Annotated in this window: 11 protein-coding genes; 3 read left to right on the top strand and 8 right to left on the bottom strand. The window is 69.9% G+C overall.

The window, feature by feature from the left end; translation table 11 throughout:
* The first annotated feature begins 5 nt into the window (after positions 1 to 5).
* Entirely contained in the window at positions 6 to 1,106 is a 1,101-nt protein-coding gene (locus ACWCXX_RS24470) for an ABC transporter ATP-binding protein (RefSeq protein ID WP_451130601.1), read from the top strand.
* Positions 1,107 to 1,296: 190 nt separating this feature from the next.
* Here ACWCXX_RS24470 and ACWCXX_RS24465 read toward each other — a convergent pair whose 3' ends face one another.
* The 7 genes from ACWCXX_RS24465 to ACWCXX_RS24435 form a co-directional block, all read right to left on the bottom strand.
* A complete protein-coding gene (locus tag ACWCXX_RS24465; RefSeq protein ID WP_451130599.1) occupies positions 1,297 to 2,448 on the bottom strand; it encodes an ABC transporter ATP-binding protein in 1,152 nt (383 codons plus the stop codon).
* Positions 2,441 to 3,499 carry an ABC transporter ATP-binding protein gene (locus ACWCXX_RS24460; RefSeq protein WP_451130597.1) on the bottom strand — a complete coding sequence of 353 codons (1,059 nt, stop codon included), beginning with the start codon at positions 3,497 to 3,499 and terminating at the stop codon, positions 2,441 to 2,443. Before ACWCXX_RS24460 ends, ACWCXX_RS24465 begins: the two co-directional genes overlap by 8 nt.
* Before the next feature lie 14 nt (positions 3,500 to 3,513).
* Entirely contained in the window at positions 3,514 to 4,467 is a 954-nt protein-coding gene (locus ACWCXX_RS24455) for an ABC transporter permease (RefSeq protein WP_451130595.1), read from the bottom strand.
* On the bottom strand, positions 4,460 to 5,386 hold the full coding sequence (locus ACWCXX_RS24450; RefSeq protein ID WP_451130665.1) for an ABC transporter permease: 927 nt from the start codon (positions 5,384 to 5,386) through the stop codon (positions 4,460 to 4,462). Before ACWCXX_RS24450 ends, ACWCXX_RS24455 begins: the two co-directional genes overlap by 8 nt.
* 151 nt (positions 5,387 to 5,537) lie before the next feature.
* Positions 5,538 to 7,181 (bottom strand): peptide ABC transporter substrate-binding protein, encoded by a 1,644-nt coding sequence (locus tag ACWCXX_RS24445; protein ID WP_451130593.1) that lies wholly within the window; start codon positions 7,179 to 7,181, stop codon positions 5,538 to 5,540.
* A gap of 602 nt (positions 7,182 to 7,783) precedes the next feature.
* A complete protein-coding gene (gene typA, locus ACWCXX_RS24440; protein ID WP_451130591.1) occupies positions 7,784 to 9,688 on the bottom strand; it encodes a translational GTPase TypA in 1,905 nt (634 codons plus the stop codon).
* 746 nt (positions 9,689 to 10,434) lie between these two features.
* Positions 10,435 to 12,807 carry an ABC transporter family substrate-binding protein gene (locus ACWCXX_RS24435; RefSeq protein ID WP_451130589.1) on the bottom strand — a complete coding sequence of 791 codons (2,373 nt, stop codon included), beginning with the start codon at positions 12,805 to 12,807 and terminating at the stop codon, positions 10,435 to 10,437.
* 410 nt (positions 12,808 to 13,217) lie between these two features.
* Here ACWCXX_RS24435 and ACWCXX_RS24430 point away from each other — a divergent pair, with 410 nt between their 5' ends.
* Positions 13,218 to 14,273, top strand: a complete 1,056-nt coding sequence (locus ACWCXX_RS24430) for a LacI family DNA-binding transcriptional regulator (protein ID WP_451130587.1) — start codon at positions 13,218 to 13,220, stop codon at positions 14,271 to 14,273.
* A gap of 212 nt (positions 14,274 to 14,485) precedes the next feature.
* On the opposite strand, the gene ACWCXX_RS24425 is transcribed toward ACWCXX_RS24430, so the two are convergent.
* Positions 14,486 to 15,478, bottom strand: coding sequence for an acetylxylan esterase (locus ACWCXX_RS24425; protein WP_451130585.1), 993 nt, complete (start codon positions 15,476 to 15,478; stop codon positions 14,486 to 14,488).
* 246 nt (positions 15,479 to 15,724) lie between these two features.
* Between ACWCXX_RS24425 and ACWCXX_RS24420 the strand changes: the two genes are divergently transcribed.
* On the top strand, positions 15,725 to 16,975 hold the full coding sequence (locus ACWCXX_RS24420) for a sugar ABC transporter substrate-binding protein (protein ID WP_451130583.1): 1,251 nt from the start codon (positions 15,725 to 15,727) through the stop codon (positions 16,973 to 16,975).

The raw sequence follows: 16,975 nt of genomic DNA, 5'->3' as shown, positions 1-16,975 counted from the left end.
CCACCATGAGCAGCAAAGATCCCCTCCTGGACGTCTCCGGACTCACCAAGCACTTCCCGATCAAGGGCGGCTTCCCGATCCGGCGGACGGTCGGCGCGGTCCAGGCCGTCGACGGGCTGGACTTCACCGTCTCCGAGGGCGAGAGCCTCGGCCTGGTCGGCGAGTCCGGCTGCGGCAAGTCGACGACGGGCCGGCTGATCACCCGGCTGCTGGAGCCCACCGCCGGGAAGATCTCCTACCGCGGGCGGGACATCACCCACGCCTCGCGCAAGGAGCTGGCCCCGGTCCGCTCCGAGATCCAGATGATCTTCCAGGACCCGTACGCCTCGCTGAACCCGCGGCAGACCGTCGGCAAGATCATCACCGCGCCGATGGAGATCAACGACATCAACCCCGCGGGCGGGCGCGAGGCGCGCGTGCGGGAGCTGCTGGAGACCGTCGGGCTCAACCCGGAGCACTACAACCGCTTCCCGCACGAGTTCTCCGGCGGTCAGCGCCAGCGCATCGGGGTGGCCCGCGCGCTCGCCCTGGAACCGAAGCTGATCGTGGCCGACGAGCCGGTCTCGGCGCTGGACGTGTCGATCCAGGCCCAGGTCGTGAACCTGCTGCAGAAGCTGCAGCGGGAACTCGGCATCGCGTTCCTGTTCATCGCCCACGACCTGGCCATCGTGCGGCACTTCTCGCAGCGCGTCGCGGTCATGTACCTCGGCAGGATCGTGGAGATCGCCGACCGCGAGGACCTGTACGGCAATCCGCGTCACCCCTACACCAGGGCGCTGCTCTCCGCCGTGCCCGAGGTGACCGTCGAGGACACGCCGGGCCGGGAGCGCATCCGCCTGACCGGCGACGTCCCGTCCCCGGTCAACCCGCCGTCGGGCTGCCGCTTCCGCACCCGTTGCTGGAAGGCGACGGACAAGTGCGCGAGCGAGGCGCCGCCGCTGGTGCGGGTGGAGGGCAGCCGGGAGGGCCATCTGACGGCCTGCCACCACCCCGAGGACGCCCGGTCCGTCGCGGCCGTCCCGAAGGCGCGTGACGCCGCGGCCGGGCCGAAGCTCGACAAGACCGCCGAAGACAGGGCCGCCGAAGACCCCGAGGCCGGGGCCTGATACCCCTGGCCCGGCCCCGGGGAGCCCTCGGACACGGACCCGACCGGTCCCGTCCCCCAGGGCTCCCCGGCCCCGCGGGACCGGGCACGTGAGCCCATTGACCCGAGCCACCTGCGCGCCCGGTCCCGGGAAAAGGGAGAAGCGCCCGGAACCGATCGGTTCCGGGCGCTTCCGCGTCACTCGGGCTCTGCTACGAAGCCGCGCCGACGACGTCCTTCTCCTCGGCGAAGTGGCAGGCCGACTCGTGCGCCGCGGGGCTGTCCGAGCCCTTGAAGCGCTCGGGGACGGCCAGCAACGGCATCTCCGTGGAGCACTTGTCCTGGGCCTTCCAGCAGCGGGTGCGGAAGCGGCAGCCGGACGGCGGGTTCGCCGGCGACGGGACGTCACCGGTGAGGATGATCCGCTCGCGGCCCTCGCGGGCGTCCGGGTCCGGGACCGGGACCGCCGACAGCAGCGCCTGGGTGTAGGGGTGCGTCGGGTGGTCGTAGATCTCGGCGTCGGTACCGATCTCGGCCATCTTGCCGAGGTACATGACACCGACCCGGTCGGAGATGTGCCGGACGATCGACAGGTCGTGCGCGATGAAGACGTAGGACAGGTTGAACTCGTCCTGGAGCTTCTCCATCAGGTTGATGACCTGCGCCTGCACCGACACGTCGAGCGCGGAGACCGGCTCGTCGCAGATGATGATCTCCGGGTTGAGCGCGAGGCCGCGGGCGATGCCGATGCGCTGGCGCTGACCGCCGGAGAACTGGTGCGGGTACCGGTTGATGTACTCCGGGTTGAGGCCGACGACGTCCAGCAGCTCCTGGACCTTGCCCCGCCGGTCGCCCTTCGGGGCCACCTCGGGGTGGATGTCGAAGGGCTCGCCGATGATGTCGCCGACCGTCATGCGCGGGTTCAGCGAGGTGTACGGGTCCTGGAACACCATCTGGATGTTCCGGCGGACCGCCTTCAGCGCCCGCCCGGACAGCCGGGTGATGTCCTGGCCCTTGTAGAAGACCTCGCCGGACGTGGCCGTCTCCAGCGCCATCAGCAGGCGCGCGACCGTGGACTTGCCACAGCCGGACTCGCCGACGATGCCGAGCGTCTCGCCCTGGTAGAGGTCGAAGGAGACCCCGTCCACGGCCTTGACCGCACCGACCTGGCGCTTGAACAGGATGCCCTGGCTCAGCGGGAAGTGCTTGACCAGATTGCGCACCTGGAGGATCGGCTCGCCGCGCTCCACCGGGGCCTCGATCGCGGCGACCGCGGCCGTCTCGTCGGCGGCGTCGACCGCCACGACCTCGGTGACGTTCGGGGTGGCGTCCATGGAACCGTCCGTCTTGTCGAGCTCAGCCATGGATCGTCTCCTTCCAGAAGTGGCAGGCGCTGCCGCGACCGGGCAGTTCGGTGCCGTCCTGCTCGGAGACCGGCACCAGGGCCGGAATCTCCGTGCGGCAGATGTCCTCCGCCTTGGGGCAGCGCGGGTTGAAGGCACAGCCGGACGGAATCTTGAGCAGGTTGGGCGGCAGGCCCTTGATCGCGTAGAGCTCCTGGCCCTTCTGGTCGAGCCGCGGGATCGAGTCGAGCAGACCGCGGGTGTACGGGTGCGCGGGCCGCTTGTACAGCTCGTGCACCGGCGCCGTCTCGACGATCCGGCCCGCGTACATGACCGCGATCTTGTCCGCGACGTCGGCGACGACGCCGAGGTCGTGGGTGATCAGGATCAGGCCCATGTTGAACTCGGTCTGCAGCTCACTGAGCAGGTCCATGACCTGGGCCTGGACCGTCACGTCGAGCGCGGTGGTCGGCTCGTCCGCGATGATCAGGTCCGGCTCCAGGGCCAGCGCCATGGCGATCATGATGCGCTGGCGCATGCCGCCGGAGAACTGGTGCGGGTAGTCGGTGACCCGCTGCTTGGCGGCAGGGATCTTGACCCGGTCCATCAGCTCGATGGCCTTGAGCTTCGCCTGCTTCTTGGAGAGCCCCTGGTGGACCCGGAACATCTCGCCGAGCTGGTAGCCGACCGAGAGCACGGGGTTGAGGGAGGAGAGCGCGTCCTGGAAGATCATCGCGATCTTCTGGCCGCGGATCTTCCGCCGCTCCTCGTAGCTCATGGTGAGCATGTCCTGGCCGCGGTACAGGATCTGGCCCTGCGGGATCTTGCCGGGCGGCATGTCGAGGATGCCCATGATCGCCTGGGCGGTCACGGACTTGCCGGAACCGGACTCGCCGAGCACGGCCAGGGTCTCGCCCGAGTTCACGCTGTAGTTCACACCGTTGACGGCCTTGGCGACCCCGTCCCGGGTGTGGAACTCCACGTGCAGGTCGCGCACTTCGAGGAGCGGGGCGTCGTCCGACCCTCCGGCGCGGGGCGCCGGGGTGTCTGCTGTCTTGTCCATGATGGTCACGTCGTACGCCCTCCTCAGCGCAGCTTCGGGTCGAGGGCGTCGCGGACCGCGTCGCCGAGCATGATGAACGCGAAGACCGTGAGGCTGAGCATTCCTGCCGGGAACAGCAGCGCATGCGGGTTGTCACGGATGGCCTGGCTGCCCTCCGCGATGTCGATGCCCCACGAGATCGTCGGGTCCGCGAGCCCGAGTCCGAGGAACGAGAGCGTCGCCTCGGCCGAGATGTATCCGCCGAGCGCGATGGTGGCCACGACGATCGTCGGGGCGAGCGCGTTGGGCAGTACGTGCCGGAAGAGGATCCGCGAGGTGCCGGCGCCGAGCGCGCGGGCCGCCGTCACGTAGTCCGCCTGCTTGGCGGTGATCACGGAGGACCGCATCACACGGCAGATCGAGGTCCAGCCCAGGAAGGCGAGGGCCAGGATCACCACGTACACCTTGCGGTCGGTGAAGGCGTTCAGGACGACCATCGCACCGAGCAGGAAGGGGATGCCGAAGAAGATGTCGGTGACCCGGGAGATGATCGAGTCGAGCCAGCCGCCGAAGTAACCGGCGAGCATGCCCATCAGGCCGCCGACCAGGGTGACCGTGGCGGTGACGCCGACGCCGACCAGGATCGAGGCGCGGGTGCCGTAGACGACACGCGCGTAGATCGAGCGGCCCTGGCCGTCGTAACCGAACCAGTCGGGCTGGAAGAAGTGGCCCAGCTCCGGCTTGGTCAGGAAGTGGTTGGTCAGGTCGCCGTCGCGCGGGTCGGCACCGGTGAACAGCCCCGGGAACGCGGCGACCACCAGCAGGATCAGCAGGAGGATCGAGGAGATCCAGAACATCGGGCGGTGGCGCAGGTCGAACCACGCGTCGCCCCAGAGGCTGCGCGGCTTGCCCTGCTCCTTGGTGGCGCCCTCGGCGGCCGAGGGAGCGGCGGTGGCGTCCACCGCTGCTTCGGTCTTGGTCTTGGTCGCGTCAGGCATACCGGATCCTCGGGTCCAGGACCGCGTACAGCAGGTCGACGATCAGGTTGATCACAAGGATGACGAGGACGAAGACCGTGACGACACCGACGATCGTCGAGCCCTCGCGCTGCTGCAGCGCCTTGAAGAGAAGGTTTCCGACACCCTGGACGTTGAAGATGCCCTCGGTGACGACCGCGCCGCCGATGAAGCCGCCGACGTCCGTACCCAGGAAGGTGACGACCGGGATCAGCGAGTTGCGCAGCAGGTGGACACCGACGATGCGGCGCCGCGGCAGGCCCTTGGCCATGGCGGTGCGCATGTAGTCGGCGCGCAGGTTCTCCGCGAAGGTCGTGCGGGTCAGCCGTGCCACGTACGCCATGGAGAGCATGGCGAGCACGAAGCCTGGCAGGAACAACTGCGCGTAGTCCGTGGAGTCCTGGACGTTCGGGGCCACCCAGCCGAGCTGGTCCGCGAGGACGAAGCGGGCGAGGAAGCCGAGCACGAACACCGGGATCGAGATGACGATCAGGGTGAAGACCAGCACGCCGGTGTCGGCGGCCTTGCCGGCCCGCAGACCTGCCCAGGCACCGAGCCCGATGCCGACGATGATCTCGATGATCATGGCTACGGCGGTCAGCCGCAGGGTCACCGGGAAGGACTCGGACATCTCGTCGATGACTTCGCGACCACCGAAGGTCTTGCCGAAGTCGCCCTGGAAGAGATTCGCCATGTAGTCGACGTACTGCTTCCACAGGGGCTGGTCGAGCCCGAACTCATGGCGTAGCGACGCGACCTGTGCGGGGTCGGCCGCCTTGTCTCCCCACATCGCCCGGATCGGATCGCCGGGAAGGATGTGGACCATGAGGAAAATAATCAGAGTGGTCCCGATGAATACCGGGATCATCTGGAGCAGTCGCCTTGCGACGTAACGCCCCATCATGCCTCCATGCCGTGAGGGGTCGGCGATGGCCTACTCAGAGGTGTCTCCGCCGCGGGGGTGTGGGGGAGAGCCCCGGGGCCTACGCCCGTGGGCCGGCTCCGCCGTCCCCTGGTCGGGGAGGGCGGAGCCGGCCTTCGGATCCCGATGGTTACTTCTTGGCCTTCACCTGGACGTCGGTGAAGATGGGGTCGCCGTCCTGGCCGTAAACGATCTTGCCGAAGACGTTGTTGGACTGACCCGAGTTGTTCTTGTAGAACCACAGCGGGATGGACGGCATGTTGTTCTTCAGGAGCTGCTCGGCGTCCTGGTACATCTTGACCGTCTCGTCCAGCGTCTTGGCCTTGTCGGCCTTCGCGGTGAGGGCGTCGAACTCCTTGTTGGAGTAACCCGAGGTGTTACCGGCGGCGGTGGTGCCGTACAGGTCGCGCATGAAGTTCGAGTTGACCGGGTAGTCGAGCACCCAGCCACCGCGGTACATGGACTTGACCTGCTTGTTGTCGCGGGCGTTCAGGTCCGCCTGGAAGTCCGGCTTGGAGTCGCCGACGCACTCGACGCCGGTGGACTTGCGGATGCTGTTGCAGACCGCGTCGATCCACGGCTTGTGGGACTGGTCGGCGTTGAACTGGATCGAGATCTTGTTGCCCGGGACGCCGCCGCCCTCTTCGATGAGCTTCTTGGCCTTGGCCGGGTCGAACTTCACGATGTCGCCGAGGGCACCGGGCTTGTAGCCGAGCACGCCGCGGGCGACGTACGAGTCGGCCGGGGTACGGGTGCCGTGCAGCACGGTCTTGGTGATCGTGTCACGGTCGATGGCCATCGACAGACCCTGGATGACCTTGGGGTCGATGTTCTTGAACTGCTTTGTGTAGAACGCCGGGACGATCGACTGCACCGCGGAGTACTCGGCGTCGATGGCACGGTCGCCGAGGTCCTGCTTGTAGCTGGTGAGCGCGGTCGTCGGGACCTGCTCGATCCAGTCGAGGTTGTCCGAGCGCAGGTCCGAGTAGGCGGCCTCGGCGGTGGTGTAGTTCTTGAAGTCGATACCACCGTTCTTGGCCTTGTTCGGGCCCTGGTAGTCCTCGAACTTCCGGACCTTGATCAGCTTCTTGTGGTCCCACGAGACGAACTTGTAGGGGCCGTTGCCGATCGGCTTCTGGCCGGCGGCCTTCGGGTCCTTGAAGAAGGACTCGGGCAGCGGCGCCCAGACGTCGTAGCCGAGCTTGTACGCGAAGTACGAGACCGGGCCGGTCAGGGCGATGGTGAAGGTGTTCTCGTCGACGACCTTCAGACCGGACATCTTGTCGGCCTTCGGGTCACCCTTCTCCGGGTGGACGTCCTCGTAGCCCTTGATGTCCTGGAACCAGCTGGAGTTGGTCTGGTTGTTCTTGACGTTGGCCGACCAGTTCCAGGAGTCCACGTAGGACTTGGCGGTGACCGTGGTGCCGTCGTGGAACTTCCAGCCCGGCTTGAGCTTGACGGTCCACACCGACGAGTCGGCGTTGGGCGTCACGGACTCGGCGTTGATGTACTCGAGCTTGCCGGTGCCGGGCTCGTAGTCGACCAGGCCGGAGAAGATGGTGCGCAGGACACGGCTGCCCTGGCTCTCCTTGGCGTTCGCCGGCTGCAGCGGGTTCTGCGGCTCGCCGAGCTGGGCGGTCAGGATCCCGTTCGGGTCCGCCTTGCCCGACTTCATGCCACTGTCGCTGTCCTTGTCGCCACCACCACAGGCGGTCGCGGCCAGGGCGATGATGGCCGCGCCTGCGACCCACTTGGCGCTCTTGGCACCACGCATGGGTTTCCTCCTCATGAGTCCACTTTTGACTACAAGAAGGGCACTGGAGTGATACACCGACACCCCTGACGGTGATCGTTTCAGTGCCCCTAGTGTGCTCGTGAGTCGGCACTCCCCACAGTGCGTGACCCATTGACCCGAGCTCAATGGAGCCAACTATTAAGTACGACCGGGCCGTAAACCACACTTAAGGGGTCTCGTTTTGACAACATCGAGAAACCTCGATTGCCCGAAATCCGGACAAAGTGATCCCAGACAGACACGCTCGAAACGGACCGTTAACGCAGCTTTCGGAGAGCGACGATCGATATCCGGACGGATCGCCGGGGAAAACCACTGGACAAGGGCATGATCGGGCTGCCGGACGACACTCGTCCGCCCCTCCTCCGTCGCGGATGCACACAACCACACCTTCGGCGGCGCCCCGGCACCCTCCGTACCGTGCCCCCGAATGATCCCGCACAACCTCCGCGTCCGCACGGACCCCCCCTCAGAACATCGCACGAGGGCCCGGCCTCCCGTCAGTTGACGGAATGCCGGGCCCTCGTGGTGGTGCGGGACGCCCGTCGGCGTACGGGGCGTCGCCCGCACCCGACGTCGCGTCAGCGCTTGGCGCGCGAGGCGGCGCGGCCGCGCTCCTTCTGGTCGAGGACGACCTTGCGGATGCGCACGGCCTCCGGGGTCACCTCGACGCACTCGTCGTCGCGGCAGAACTCCAGGGACTGCTCCAAGGAGAGCTTGCGCGGCGGCACGATCGCCTCGAAGGTGTCGGCGGAGGAGGAGCGCATGTTGGTGAGCTTCTTCTCCTTGGTGATGTTCACGTCCATGTCGTCGGAGCGCGAGTTCTCACCGACGATCATGCCCTCGTAGACCTCGGTGCCCGGGTCGGTGAAGAGCACGCCGCGCTCCTGGAGGTTGGTCATCGCGAAGGCGGTGACCGCGCCCGCCCGGTCGGCGACCAGCGAGCCGTTGTTACGGGTCGTCAGGGTGCCGAACCACGGCTCGTGGCCCTCGTGGATGGAGTGGGCGATGCCCGTGCCGCGGGTCTGCGTCAGGAACTCCGTGCGGAAGCCGATGAGGCCGCGGGAGGGCACGACGAACTCCATGCGGACCCAGCCGGAGCCGTGGTTCGACATGTTGTCCATGCGGCCCTTGCGGACGCCCATGAGCTGCGTGACGGCGCCCATGTGCTCCTCGGGCACGTCGATGGTCATGCGCTCGACCGGCTCGTACGTCTTGCCCTCGACCTGCTTGGTGACCACCTGCGGCTTGCCGATGGTCAGCTCGAAGCCCTCGCGGCGCATCTGCTCGACCAGGATGGCCAGCGCCAGCTCGCCGCGGCCCTGCACCTCCCAGGCGTCGGGGCGCTCGGTGTCCAGGACGCGGAGCGAGACGTTGCCGACGAGCTCGCGGTCCAGGCGGTCCTTGACCTGACGGGCGGTGACCTTGCGGTCCTTGACGGCGGCCTTGGCGTCCGCGCCCTTGCCGGTGCCGCCACGGCCGACCAGCGGCGAGGTGTTCGTACCGATGGTCATGGAGATCGCGGGCTCGTCGACCGTGATCAGCGGCAGCGCGACCGGGTTCTCCGGGTCGGCCAGCGTCTCGCCGATCATGATGTCCGGGATGCCGGCCACGGCGCAGATGTCACCGGGGCCCGCCACCTCGGCCGGCTTGCGGGTGAGCGCCTCGGTCATCATCAGCTCGGAGATGCGGACGTTGGCGACCGTGCCGTCGCGCTTGATCCACGCGACCGACTGGCCCTTGCGCAGCTCGCCCTGCTCGACGCGGAGCAGCGCGATGCGGCCGAGGAAGTTGTCGGCGTCGAGGTTGGTGACGTGGGCCTGGAGCGGCGCGTCCTCCTCGTACGTCGGGGCCGGGACGTGCTCCAGGATGGTGGAGAAGAACGGCTCCAGGTTGGTGGAGTCGGCCGGGACGGTGCCGTCCTCGGGCTTGGTGAGGGACGCGATGCCGTCACGGCCGCAGGCGTAGACGATCGGGAACTCGATCTGGTCCTCGTCGGCGTCCAGGTCGAGGAAGAGGTCGTACGTCTCGTTGACGACCTCGTCGATGCGGGAGTCCGGGCGGTCCGTCTTGTTGATGCAGAGGATGACCGGCATCCGGGCCTGGAGGGCCTTGCGGAGCACGAAGCGGGTCTGCGGCAGCGGGCCCTCGGAGGCGTCCACCAGCAGCACGACCGCGTCGACCATCGACAGACCGCGCTCGACCTCGCCGCCGAAGTCGGCGTGGCCGGGGGTGTCGATGATGTTGATCGTGATGGGCGCCCCGCCGTCCTTGGGGTGGTACTTCACCGCCGTGTTCTTGGCGAGGATCGTGATGCCCTTCTCACGCTCCAGGTCGTTCGAGTCCATGACGCGGTCGTCGACGGACTCCAGCTGGTGGGCGGCGAACGCCCCGGCCTGCTTGAGCATGGCATCGACGATGGTCGTCTTGCCGTGGTCGACGTGGGCGACGATGGCTACGTTACGGATGTCGTGGCGCGTGGGCATGGGTGGCTTGCGCTTCTCTCGGATCGTGGGATCAGGCGTCTCAGTCGGTCTCGGGTTCCTCGTACGCCCGCCGGGCGGACGCGCCACGGCTTGTCCATGGTACGGGGCTGACGCCGCCGCGGCTTCCCGGGCAAGCGCCGCCCGGCCTCCGGGACGGGTGCGCGGCCCCTCGAAAGGGAACGCGGGCGCACGGCCGACGGGCCGGTGGTTGCACGGCACGGAGCTGCCTGTCGGCGCATGCGCGAGCGGCGGACGACAGGCGGCGGAGGGCTGCGAAAACAGCGGGCGGCAGGCGGCGGGCGGGCTGCGGAAACGGCGGACGGGCTGCGGAAACGGCGGACGGCGGGCGGGCTGCGGAGTCGTCCGCGGCGGTGCCCGGAATGCGCCCGCTCCCCCGGTCCGTCCGGCGCCGGCCTGCGGCCGCTTCGCGTTTCCGCCTCCGTGACCGGTTGTTCCGGCGATCGTCATCGACCGGTCCGGCCACGGTCGCCCGGCGGCGGAAGCGGGCGGGGCATCGGCGCATCTCGGGGGTGGGGCCCCGGGACGGAGGCTCTGAGGGCCCGGAGTAGGGGCTCCGGGGTGGGGGGGCCTCAGAGGTGGGGGGAGCGAGCGGTCACCCGGGTCGAGGGGTGGATACGACCTTGCCCGCCGGACGCGCCGGCGGGCAAGGAATTTGAGCCAGTTCTGAGCTTTGGGGAACCGCCCCTGACCTGCTACTTCTTCGACGCGGCCGGGGCGCCGGCGGCCTACGGTTTCTTGAAACCGATGTCCTGGTAATGGGGGGCGCCGAAGCCGAAGGCGCCGACGTTCAGCAGCTTCCTGTCGGTCGCCACGAGCTGCGGGCGCTGGTAGAGCGGAATCGACCCGGCGGCGGCCCAGATCCGGGCGTCGGCCTGCTTCATCAGGCCCTGGGCGGTCCCCTCGTCCAGTTCCGAGACCGCCTGGTCGAAGAGCTGGTCGATGTGGTCCGTGCCGACGCGGGTGTAGTTCTGCTCGACCAGCAGCGAGCCGTCGGTGGCGGGGACCGGCTTGGCGTAGATCGGGCGGTCGTCGGTCGCCGGGTAGGCGGTGGCGGGCCAGGAGTACAGCGCCAGGTCGTAGTCGCCGGACGCGACGTGGTCCCGGAAGTAGCTGTCGTCGGGAACCTTGGTGATCTCCGTGCGGACGCCGATCGCGTCGAGCATCGCCGAGATCTTGTCCCCGACGCCGCGCAGCTGTTCCGAACCCGGGCCGGAGGGCAGGACGAAGCGCAGCGTCAGCGGCTCGCCGTCCTTGCCGAGCGGGCCGTTGTGCGGGCCGTTGGGCGCGTCGGCCGCACGGGCGGGGGCGGCGGTGCCCGCGGGGGCGTACGCGCCGGTGGCACCGCCCGGCCGCCGGTCCTGCGCGGCGATCTCCGTGGGGGTGTCCTCGGACGCCCCGGTACGCGCCGGGTACCCGGCCTGCCGCAGCAGGGCCGAGCTGTGGAACGCGGCGACGGGGGCCGGGGCCAGTACGTGGGTGGGGCCGCCGACCGGGTCGCCGTCGCCGGGCTTGTCGTCGTCGCCGACGATGTACAGGCCGTCGCCCGTGGCGGACTCGCGCCCGGTGGCGTTCTTCCCCTCGGCGGCCCCCGCCTTCTCCGCCTTCTCCTTGGTCTCCCCCGCGGGCTTCTCCTTCTCCGTCTTCTCCGTCTTCTCCGCCTTCTCCGTCTTCTCCGCCTTCTTCTGCTTCTTGTCGGCCTCGCTGCCCGCCTTGGTCCCGTCCGACGTGTCGGCCGCGCCCTCCCGCGTCCAGCCCGCGTCGGCCAGCAGTGCCTGTGCCTCCGCGGTGTCGTGGCCGCCGAGCGCGCCGCTGCCGTCCTCGTATCCCGGCTGTCCGGCCAGGGCGAGGTGGCTGCCGAGCGGCTCGGCGGGCAGGCCGAGCGGTTTGAGCACGGTGTCGACGAGTTCCTGGCGGTTCAGGGCACGGGCGACCGCGCGGCGCACCCGGGCGTCGGCGAGCGGCCCGGACTCGCCGTTCAGCGCGAGCTGGGTGTAGGCGGGCTCCAGGGACTTGCGGACCACGTAGGCGCCCAGCCCGCGCTGCTCGGCGGCGTACGCCTCGGCGGCGGCCCGGCTCTTCTCCCTGGCCGCCCGTGCGGCGGCCGCCGCCTTCGCGTCGGAGCCGTGCGCCACGGCCCAGGAGCGCAGCGCCGCGGCCGGGCCGTCCTGGGAGCCGGGGGGGTGGGCGAGCGGCCCGGCCGCACCCCGCTCGCCTGCCGCCCGGGTGATCCGGTGCGCCGTCGCGGCGTCGATGTCGGCGACGTCCACCTTGCCCCCGACCAGGGCCTCGGCCCGGTCCTGCGGCCGGACGGCCCTGAAGACCAGCGAGTCCAGCTTGGCCGGGCTGCCCCACCAGCGCGGATTGCGGACCAGGGTGACCTCGCCCTTCGCCCTGTCCACGCCGCGCAGCCGGAACGGTCCCGCGGTGGTCTTGAGCGTGGTGCGGGCCTTGTCGTTGAAGGCGCCCGGGGAACCGGTCACCTCCTTGGGGTACAGCGGGGAGAACAGCGAGCGCCAGTCCGCGTACGGCTTGGCGAAGGTGACCCGCACCTCCAGGTCGTCGGCGCCGCGCTCGATCTTCTCGATCCGCTCGTAGCCCGCGTTGCGGGCGGTCCAGAACGCCGAGTTCCTGCCGCTCAGCGCCCGCCACTGGGCGACGAAGTCGGGCGCCCCGATCTCCCGGCCGTCGCTCCACACCGCCTGCTGGTTGAGGCGGTAGAGCACCACCTGCCGGGGCTCGCGCTCGATCACCTTCGCGGACTCCAGGTAGTCCGGGTCGAGCTGCGGCCGGCCCTTGGCGTCCAGCGGGAAGAGGCTCGGCAGCAGGGCGCCGGTGATCCGGGTGGTGGCACCGTCGGCGTCGGCCTGGAAGGCGTTGAGCGTGGTGGGCACGGCGTCGATCGCCCAGTGGACGGTACCGCCCTCGGCCACCATGTCCCGGCCCGCGACCGCGACGTCCTGGGGGACGGTGCCGGCGGCCGTACCGCTGTCGCCGGAGGTGCAGCCCGCCAGCACGGGGAGCGTCAGCACACCCGTCGTGAGGAGCGCGAGCGAGCGGCGCTTGCGGGCCGTCCCGCGCGGGACGCCGACGTGGGACATGGCTGATACCTCCGGGGCCGGCCCGGCTCACCCGCACCCGAGTGGGCCGAATTGTGCATTCTTGGTGGCATATGCAGTTGATCACACTGATTCCGCCCCTCCACTGAATGCGCCCCCGCGCGAGAGGCGGCGCAGACACGGCGCCACACCCCCGCAACCTCACCCGTGCGGAGGAGTGGGGAGCGGCACCGCCCGCGGATCGGGGCGGGGTCATCTGCGGCCCGGGGCCGAGCCACCCTCGTACCGGGGCCGGGCCGCCCTTCCCGCCCCGCGCCGCCCCGCCCGTCCGGCCTCGGGCCGTCTTGCCCGGCGCGCAACCCGCGATCTAGGGTGAATGCGCTTTCAAAAGAGGGTCGGTACATGCAACAGCAGGTGCTTCGGTACGGAACAAGAAGCGGACGGTCGGTCGAGTGAGCGCCCCAACGGTGTACGACGTCGCCGAACGGTCCGGCGTCTCCATTGCCACGGTCTCGCGGGTCTACCGCACCCCCGACTCGGTACGCGCCCAGACCCGTGAGCGGGTCCTCGAAGCCGCCCGCCAGCTCGGTTACGTACCCAGCGGGAACGCCCGGGGGCTGGCCAGCCGGACCACCGGCGTGCTCGGCCTCTGCTTCCCCGACTACGCGGACCCCGACGCGGAGGCCGACGCCGAGGCGGACAGCGACGCCGACGACGCGGTGATGCTCTACTCGGACCAGATCATCCGCGGCATGGAGCGGGCCGCCCGTCGGCACGGTTACGCGCTGCTGATCGCCGCCTCCCTGGAGGGCGGGCCCGAGAGCCTCGTGGCGAAGGTCGCGGGCCGGGTCGACGGCTTCGCCGTGCTGGCGCGGACCGTGCCGACCGAGGACCTCGAAGTCATCTCGCGCCGGCTCCCGGTGGTGATGCTCGCCGGGCCCCGCGAGATCGACCACCTCGACCACCTCGTCGTCGCGAACGCGGACGGCGAGCGCGAGCTGACCCGCCACCTGATCGAGGACCACGGGCTGCGCAGGCTGGCCTTCGTCGGCGGCGAGGTCGAGTCGCCGGACGCCGAGGCCCGGTTCCTCGGCTTCCGGCAGGCGTGCGGCGACGCCGGTCTCCCGGTGCCGGACGCCCCCGACCTGCGGGCCGAGATGATGACGCAGGCGGAGGGCGCACGGGCCGCCGAGACGCTGCTGGACCGGCCCGGCGAACGGCCGCAGGGAATGCTCTTCGCCAACGACCAGATGGCGGTGGGCGCACTGCGCGCCCTGGAGCGACGCGGGGTGCGGGTGCCCGAGGACATCGCGGTGACCGGCTTCGACGGGATCCCGCTGAGCCGGATCGTCCGGCCCTCGCTGACGACCGTGCGCCAGCCGATCCGTCAACTCGGCGAGCAGGCAGTCGAGTTGCTGGTGCAGCGGCTGGGCGACAGCAGCCGGGAGCCGGTGTCGCTGATGCTCCCGGTCACCCCGGTCCGCCGCGCCAGCTGCGGCTGCGGCTGACACCTCCGGGAGCGCCCCGATCCGGCCGCGACCGCGACCGCGCCCGGCGCTCCTCGGGGCCGCCCCGCGTCAGCCGCGACCGCGCCCCGGCACCTCCGGGGGCGCCCCCGGGCGCCGTGCGCCCCACGGCTGCGGCGCGGCCGACCCGGCCACGCCACGCCGCTCACCGGCCGCACCACCCCGGCCACCGGTCACCGGCCGCACCGCCCGGGTCAGCGGCCCAGCCGCTCCCCGAAGAACCACCGGCGGGCCGCCCTGAGCTCCGCCGTCTCCGCCGCCAGGCCCTCGTGCTCGAAGTGGCCCGCGCTCAGTACCTGGAGCTCGTGCTCGCCGGCCAGCGCGTTGTGCACGGCGAACTGCCCCGGCGGCGGCACCGACGGGTCGAAGAGCGCCGCGGCCACCAGCGTGGGCTGCTCCAGCCACGTCGCGGCCGTGGCGGCGTCGAAGTACCGCAGGACCTCGGTGACCTCGGGGTGGTCCCGGTGGTACCCGCGCACCGCCTCGCCGCTGCCGGTGCACCGCAGGGTGAGCCGGAGCGGGTGGTTCCCGAAGGTCGGCACGGTCAGCTGGGCCGCCCCGAAACGGTCGTCCCAGGGCATCGCCAGCGCGCCGAGCCCGCCGCCGAAGCTCTCCCCCAGGTACCCGAGCAGCGGGGCGCCCGTGCCGGGTGCCAGCTCCGGCACCAGCTCGTGCAGGGCCGAGGCCGCGCACCACAGGTCCGCCACGCAGTCGCCGATGACATAGGTGTCGCGCGACTCGATGCCGTGCAGCACATGCGCGCTGGAGACGGTCGGGACGCCCGGCAGCAGACCGCGCGAGACCATGCCCCGCACGCACGGCAGGATCGCCGCGGACCGGGGCAGCGGCAGCGGCACGTCGGGGCCCGGCGCCTGACGACCGCCGTAGCCGTGCCCGATCACGAAGCCGTGTTCCGCGGTCCCCGTGTCGGGCAGCGCCACCCAGCCGCCGAGCCGCGCCCCGCCCACCGAGGTGAAGGTCACGCCGTGGATCCGCACGCCGTCGCGCTCGGCCTCCAGCGGGCCGAGCTCCGGCTCGGTGTCGACCTTGCGGGCCTCCTCGTACCGGCCCCGCCAGAAGTCGGCGAAGTCGTCCGGGGCGTCGGCGGGGGCGGACATGCGCAGCAGGTCGTCGAGCGTGTGCCCGTGGGTCGGATCGAAGGGGAAGTCATGTTCGAACGAAGCCATGGTCGCGACAGTAGCGCCCCGTCCGCGCGGGCCTCGGGGCGCCGTCGGCGATCATGCGGAATCGGTCACAACATCCGCTATTTCGCAAATGGCATGCTTACCGTGCCAAGTTGAACATTCAGGTGTCCAGCACGTTGCACGAGTGTGACCCAACACCCTCTTGCGGATTCCCGAATCTCTGCCGCAGAGTGATGTATGCGCTTACAGGCAGCGCATACATCAGGATTGCTCAAGGAGGAGCCCTCCATGTCCCGCACCGCCAGAACCGCCACGGCCGGTATCGCCACCGCAGTCGCGCTCACCTTCGGTATCACCGCGTGCGGCAGCTCCGGTGGCGACGACGTCGCCGCGGACGAGAAGCAGACGATCACCGTCTGGGCCATGGGGGCCGAGGGCGAGAAGCTCACGGATGTGGCCAAGGAGTACACGAAGGCCCACCCGAACGTGACCGTGAAGGTCACCCCGGTCGGCTGGGACGTCGCCCACCAGAAGCTGGTCTCCGCGGCCGCCGCCGGCACCCTGCCGGACGTGGCGCAGATGGGCGGCAGCTACATGGGAGAGTTCGCCGAGCTGGGGGTGCTGGAGCCGGTCGACACCAAGACCTTCGACAAGAAGGACTACTTCCCCTCCGGCTGGAGCCAGGGCGAGGTCGACGGGAAGGCGTACGGCGTGCCGTGGTACGTCGACACCCGCGTCCTCTACTACCGCACCGACCTGGCCGAGAAGGCCGGCGTCACCGAGGCGCCGACCGACTGGAAGGAGATGCAGGACCTCGCCACGGCCTACCAGAAGAAGGCCGGGACCAAGTGGGGCCTGTCCATCCAGCCCAGCGGCCTGGACACGGTGCAGAACTTCTACTCCTTCCTCTACTCGGCCGGCGGCGAGATCGTCAACGACAAGGGCGAGGCCGTCATCGACAGCCCCGAGGCCGTCAAGGCGCTCAAGGAGTACGGCTCGTACTTCGACAAGGGGCTCTCCAACAAGTCGGTGCAGCCCGGCTACGACGTGGTGAAGGACTTCGGCAACGGCCGCGTCCCGATGTTCTTCGGCGGCCCCTGGCACGTCACCCTGCTCAACGAGGGCCAGCCGCAGATCAAGGGCAAGTGGGCGGTGGCCAACGTGCCCGCCGACAAGGCGTCCGTCTCCATGGCCGGCGGCTCCTCCCTGGTGATCTCCAAGGACAGCGAGCACAAGGCCGCCGCCAAGGAGTTCATCAAGTACCTGACCGACACCAAGGGCCAGGCCGACTGGTACGAGCGCACCAAGGACCTGCCCGCCAACACCGCCGCCTGGACCTCCGGCGACCTGGCCGACGACGCCAACCTCCAGGTCTTCAAGAAGCAGATGGACACCGCCAAGTCCTCGCCGTCGCTGTCCAACTGGACGGAGATCACGGACAAGGTCGACCAGGCCATCGCGAAGGTGACCCAGGGCAAGGCGTCCGCCGAGGACGCGCTCAAGACCGCGCAGTCCGAAATCGAAGGCCTCGTGAAGTAG

It is taken from the genome of Streptomyces sp. NPDC001732 (assembly GCF_053596315.1).
This window is presented reverse-complemented; position numbering and strand designations above follow the sequence as displayed.

Excerpts from the sequence above, each read along its gene's own strand:
- ACWCXX_RS24470 (WP_451130601.1), top strand. The coding sequence starts at position 6 with ATGAGCAGCAAAGATCCCCTCCTGGACGTCTCCGGACTCACCAAGCAC.
- ACWCXX_RS24465 (WP_451130599.1), bottom strand. The coding sequence starts at position 2,448 with ATGGCTGAGCTCGACAAGACGGACGGTTCCATGGACGCCACCCCGAAC.
- ACWCXX_RS24455 (WP_451130595.1), bottom strand. The coding sequence starts at position 4,467 with ATGCCTGACGCGACCAAGACCAAGACCGAAGCAGCGGTGGACGCCACC.
- ACWCXX_RS24450 (WP_451130665.1), bottom strand. The coding sequence starts at position 5,386 with ATGGGGCGTTACGTCGCAAGGCGACTGCTCCAGATGATCCCGGTATTC.
- ACWCXX_RS24445 (WP_451130593.1), bottom strand. The coding sequence starts at position 7,181 with ATGCGTGGTGCCAAGAGCGCCAAGTGGGTCGCAGGCGCGGCCATCATC.
- typA (WP_451130591.1), bottom strand. The coding sequence starts at position 9,688 with ATGCCCACGCGCCACGACATCCGTAACGTAGCCATCGTCGCCCACGTC.
- ACWCXX_RS24435 (WP_451130589.1), bottom strand. The coding sequence starts at position 12,807 with ATGTCCCACGTCGGCGTCCCGCGCGGGACGGCCCGCAAGCGCCGCTCG.
- ACWCXX_RS24425 (WP_451130585.1), bottom strand. The coding sequence starts at position 15,478 with ATGGCTTCGTTCGAACATGACTTCCCCTTCGATCCGACCCACGGGCAC.
- ACWCXX_RS24420 (WP_451130583.1), top strand. The coding sequence starts at position 15,725 with ATGTCCCGCACCGCCAGAACCGCCACGGCCGGTATCGCCACCGCAGTC.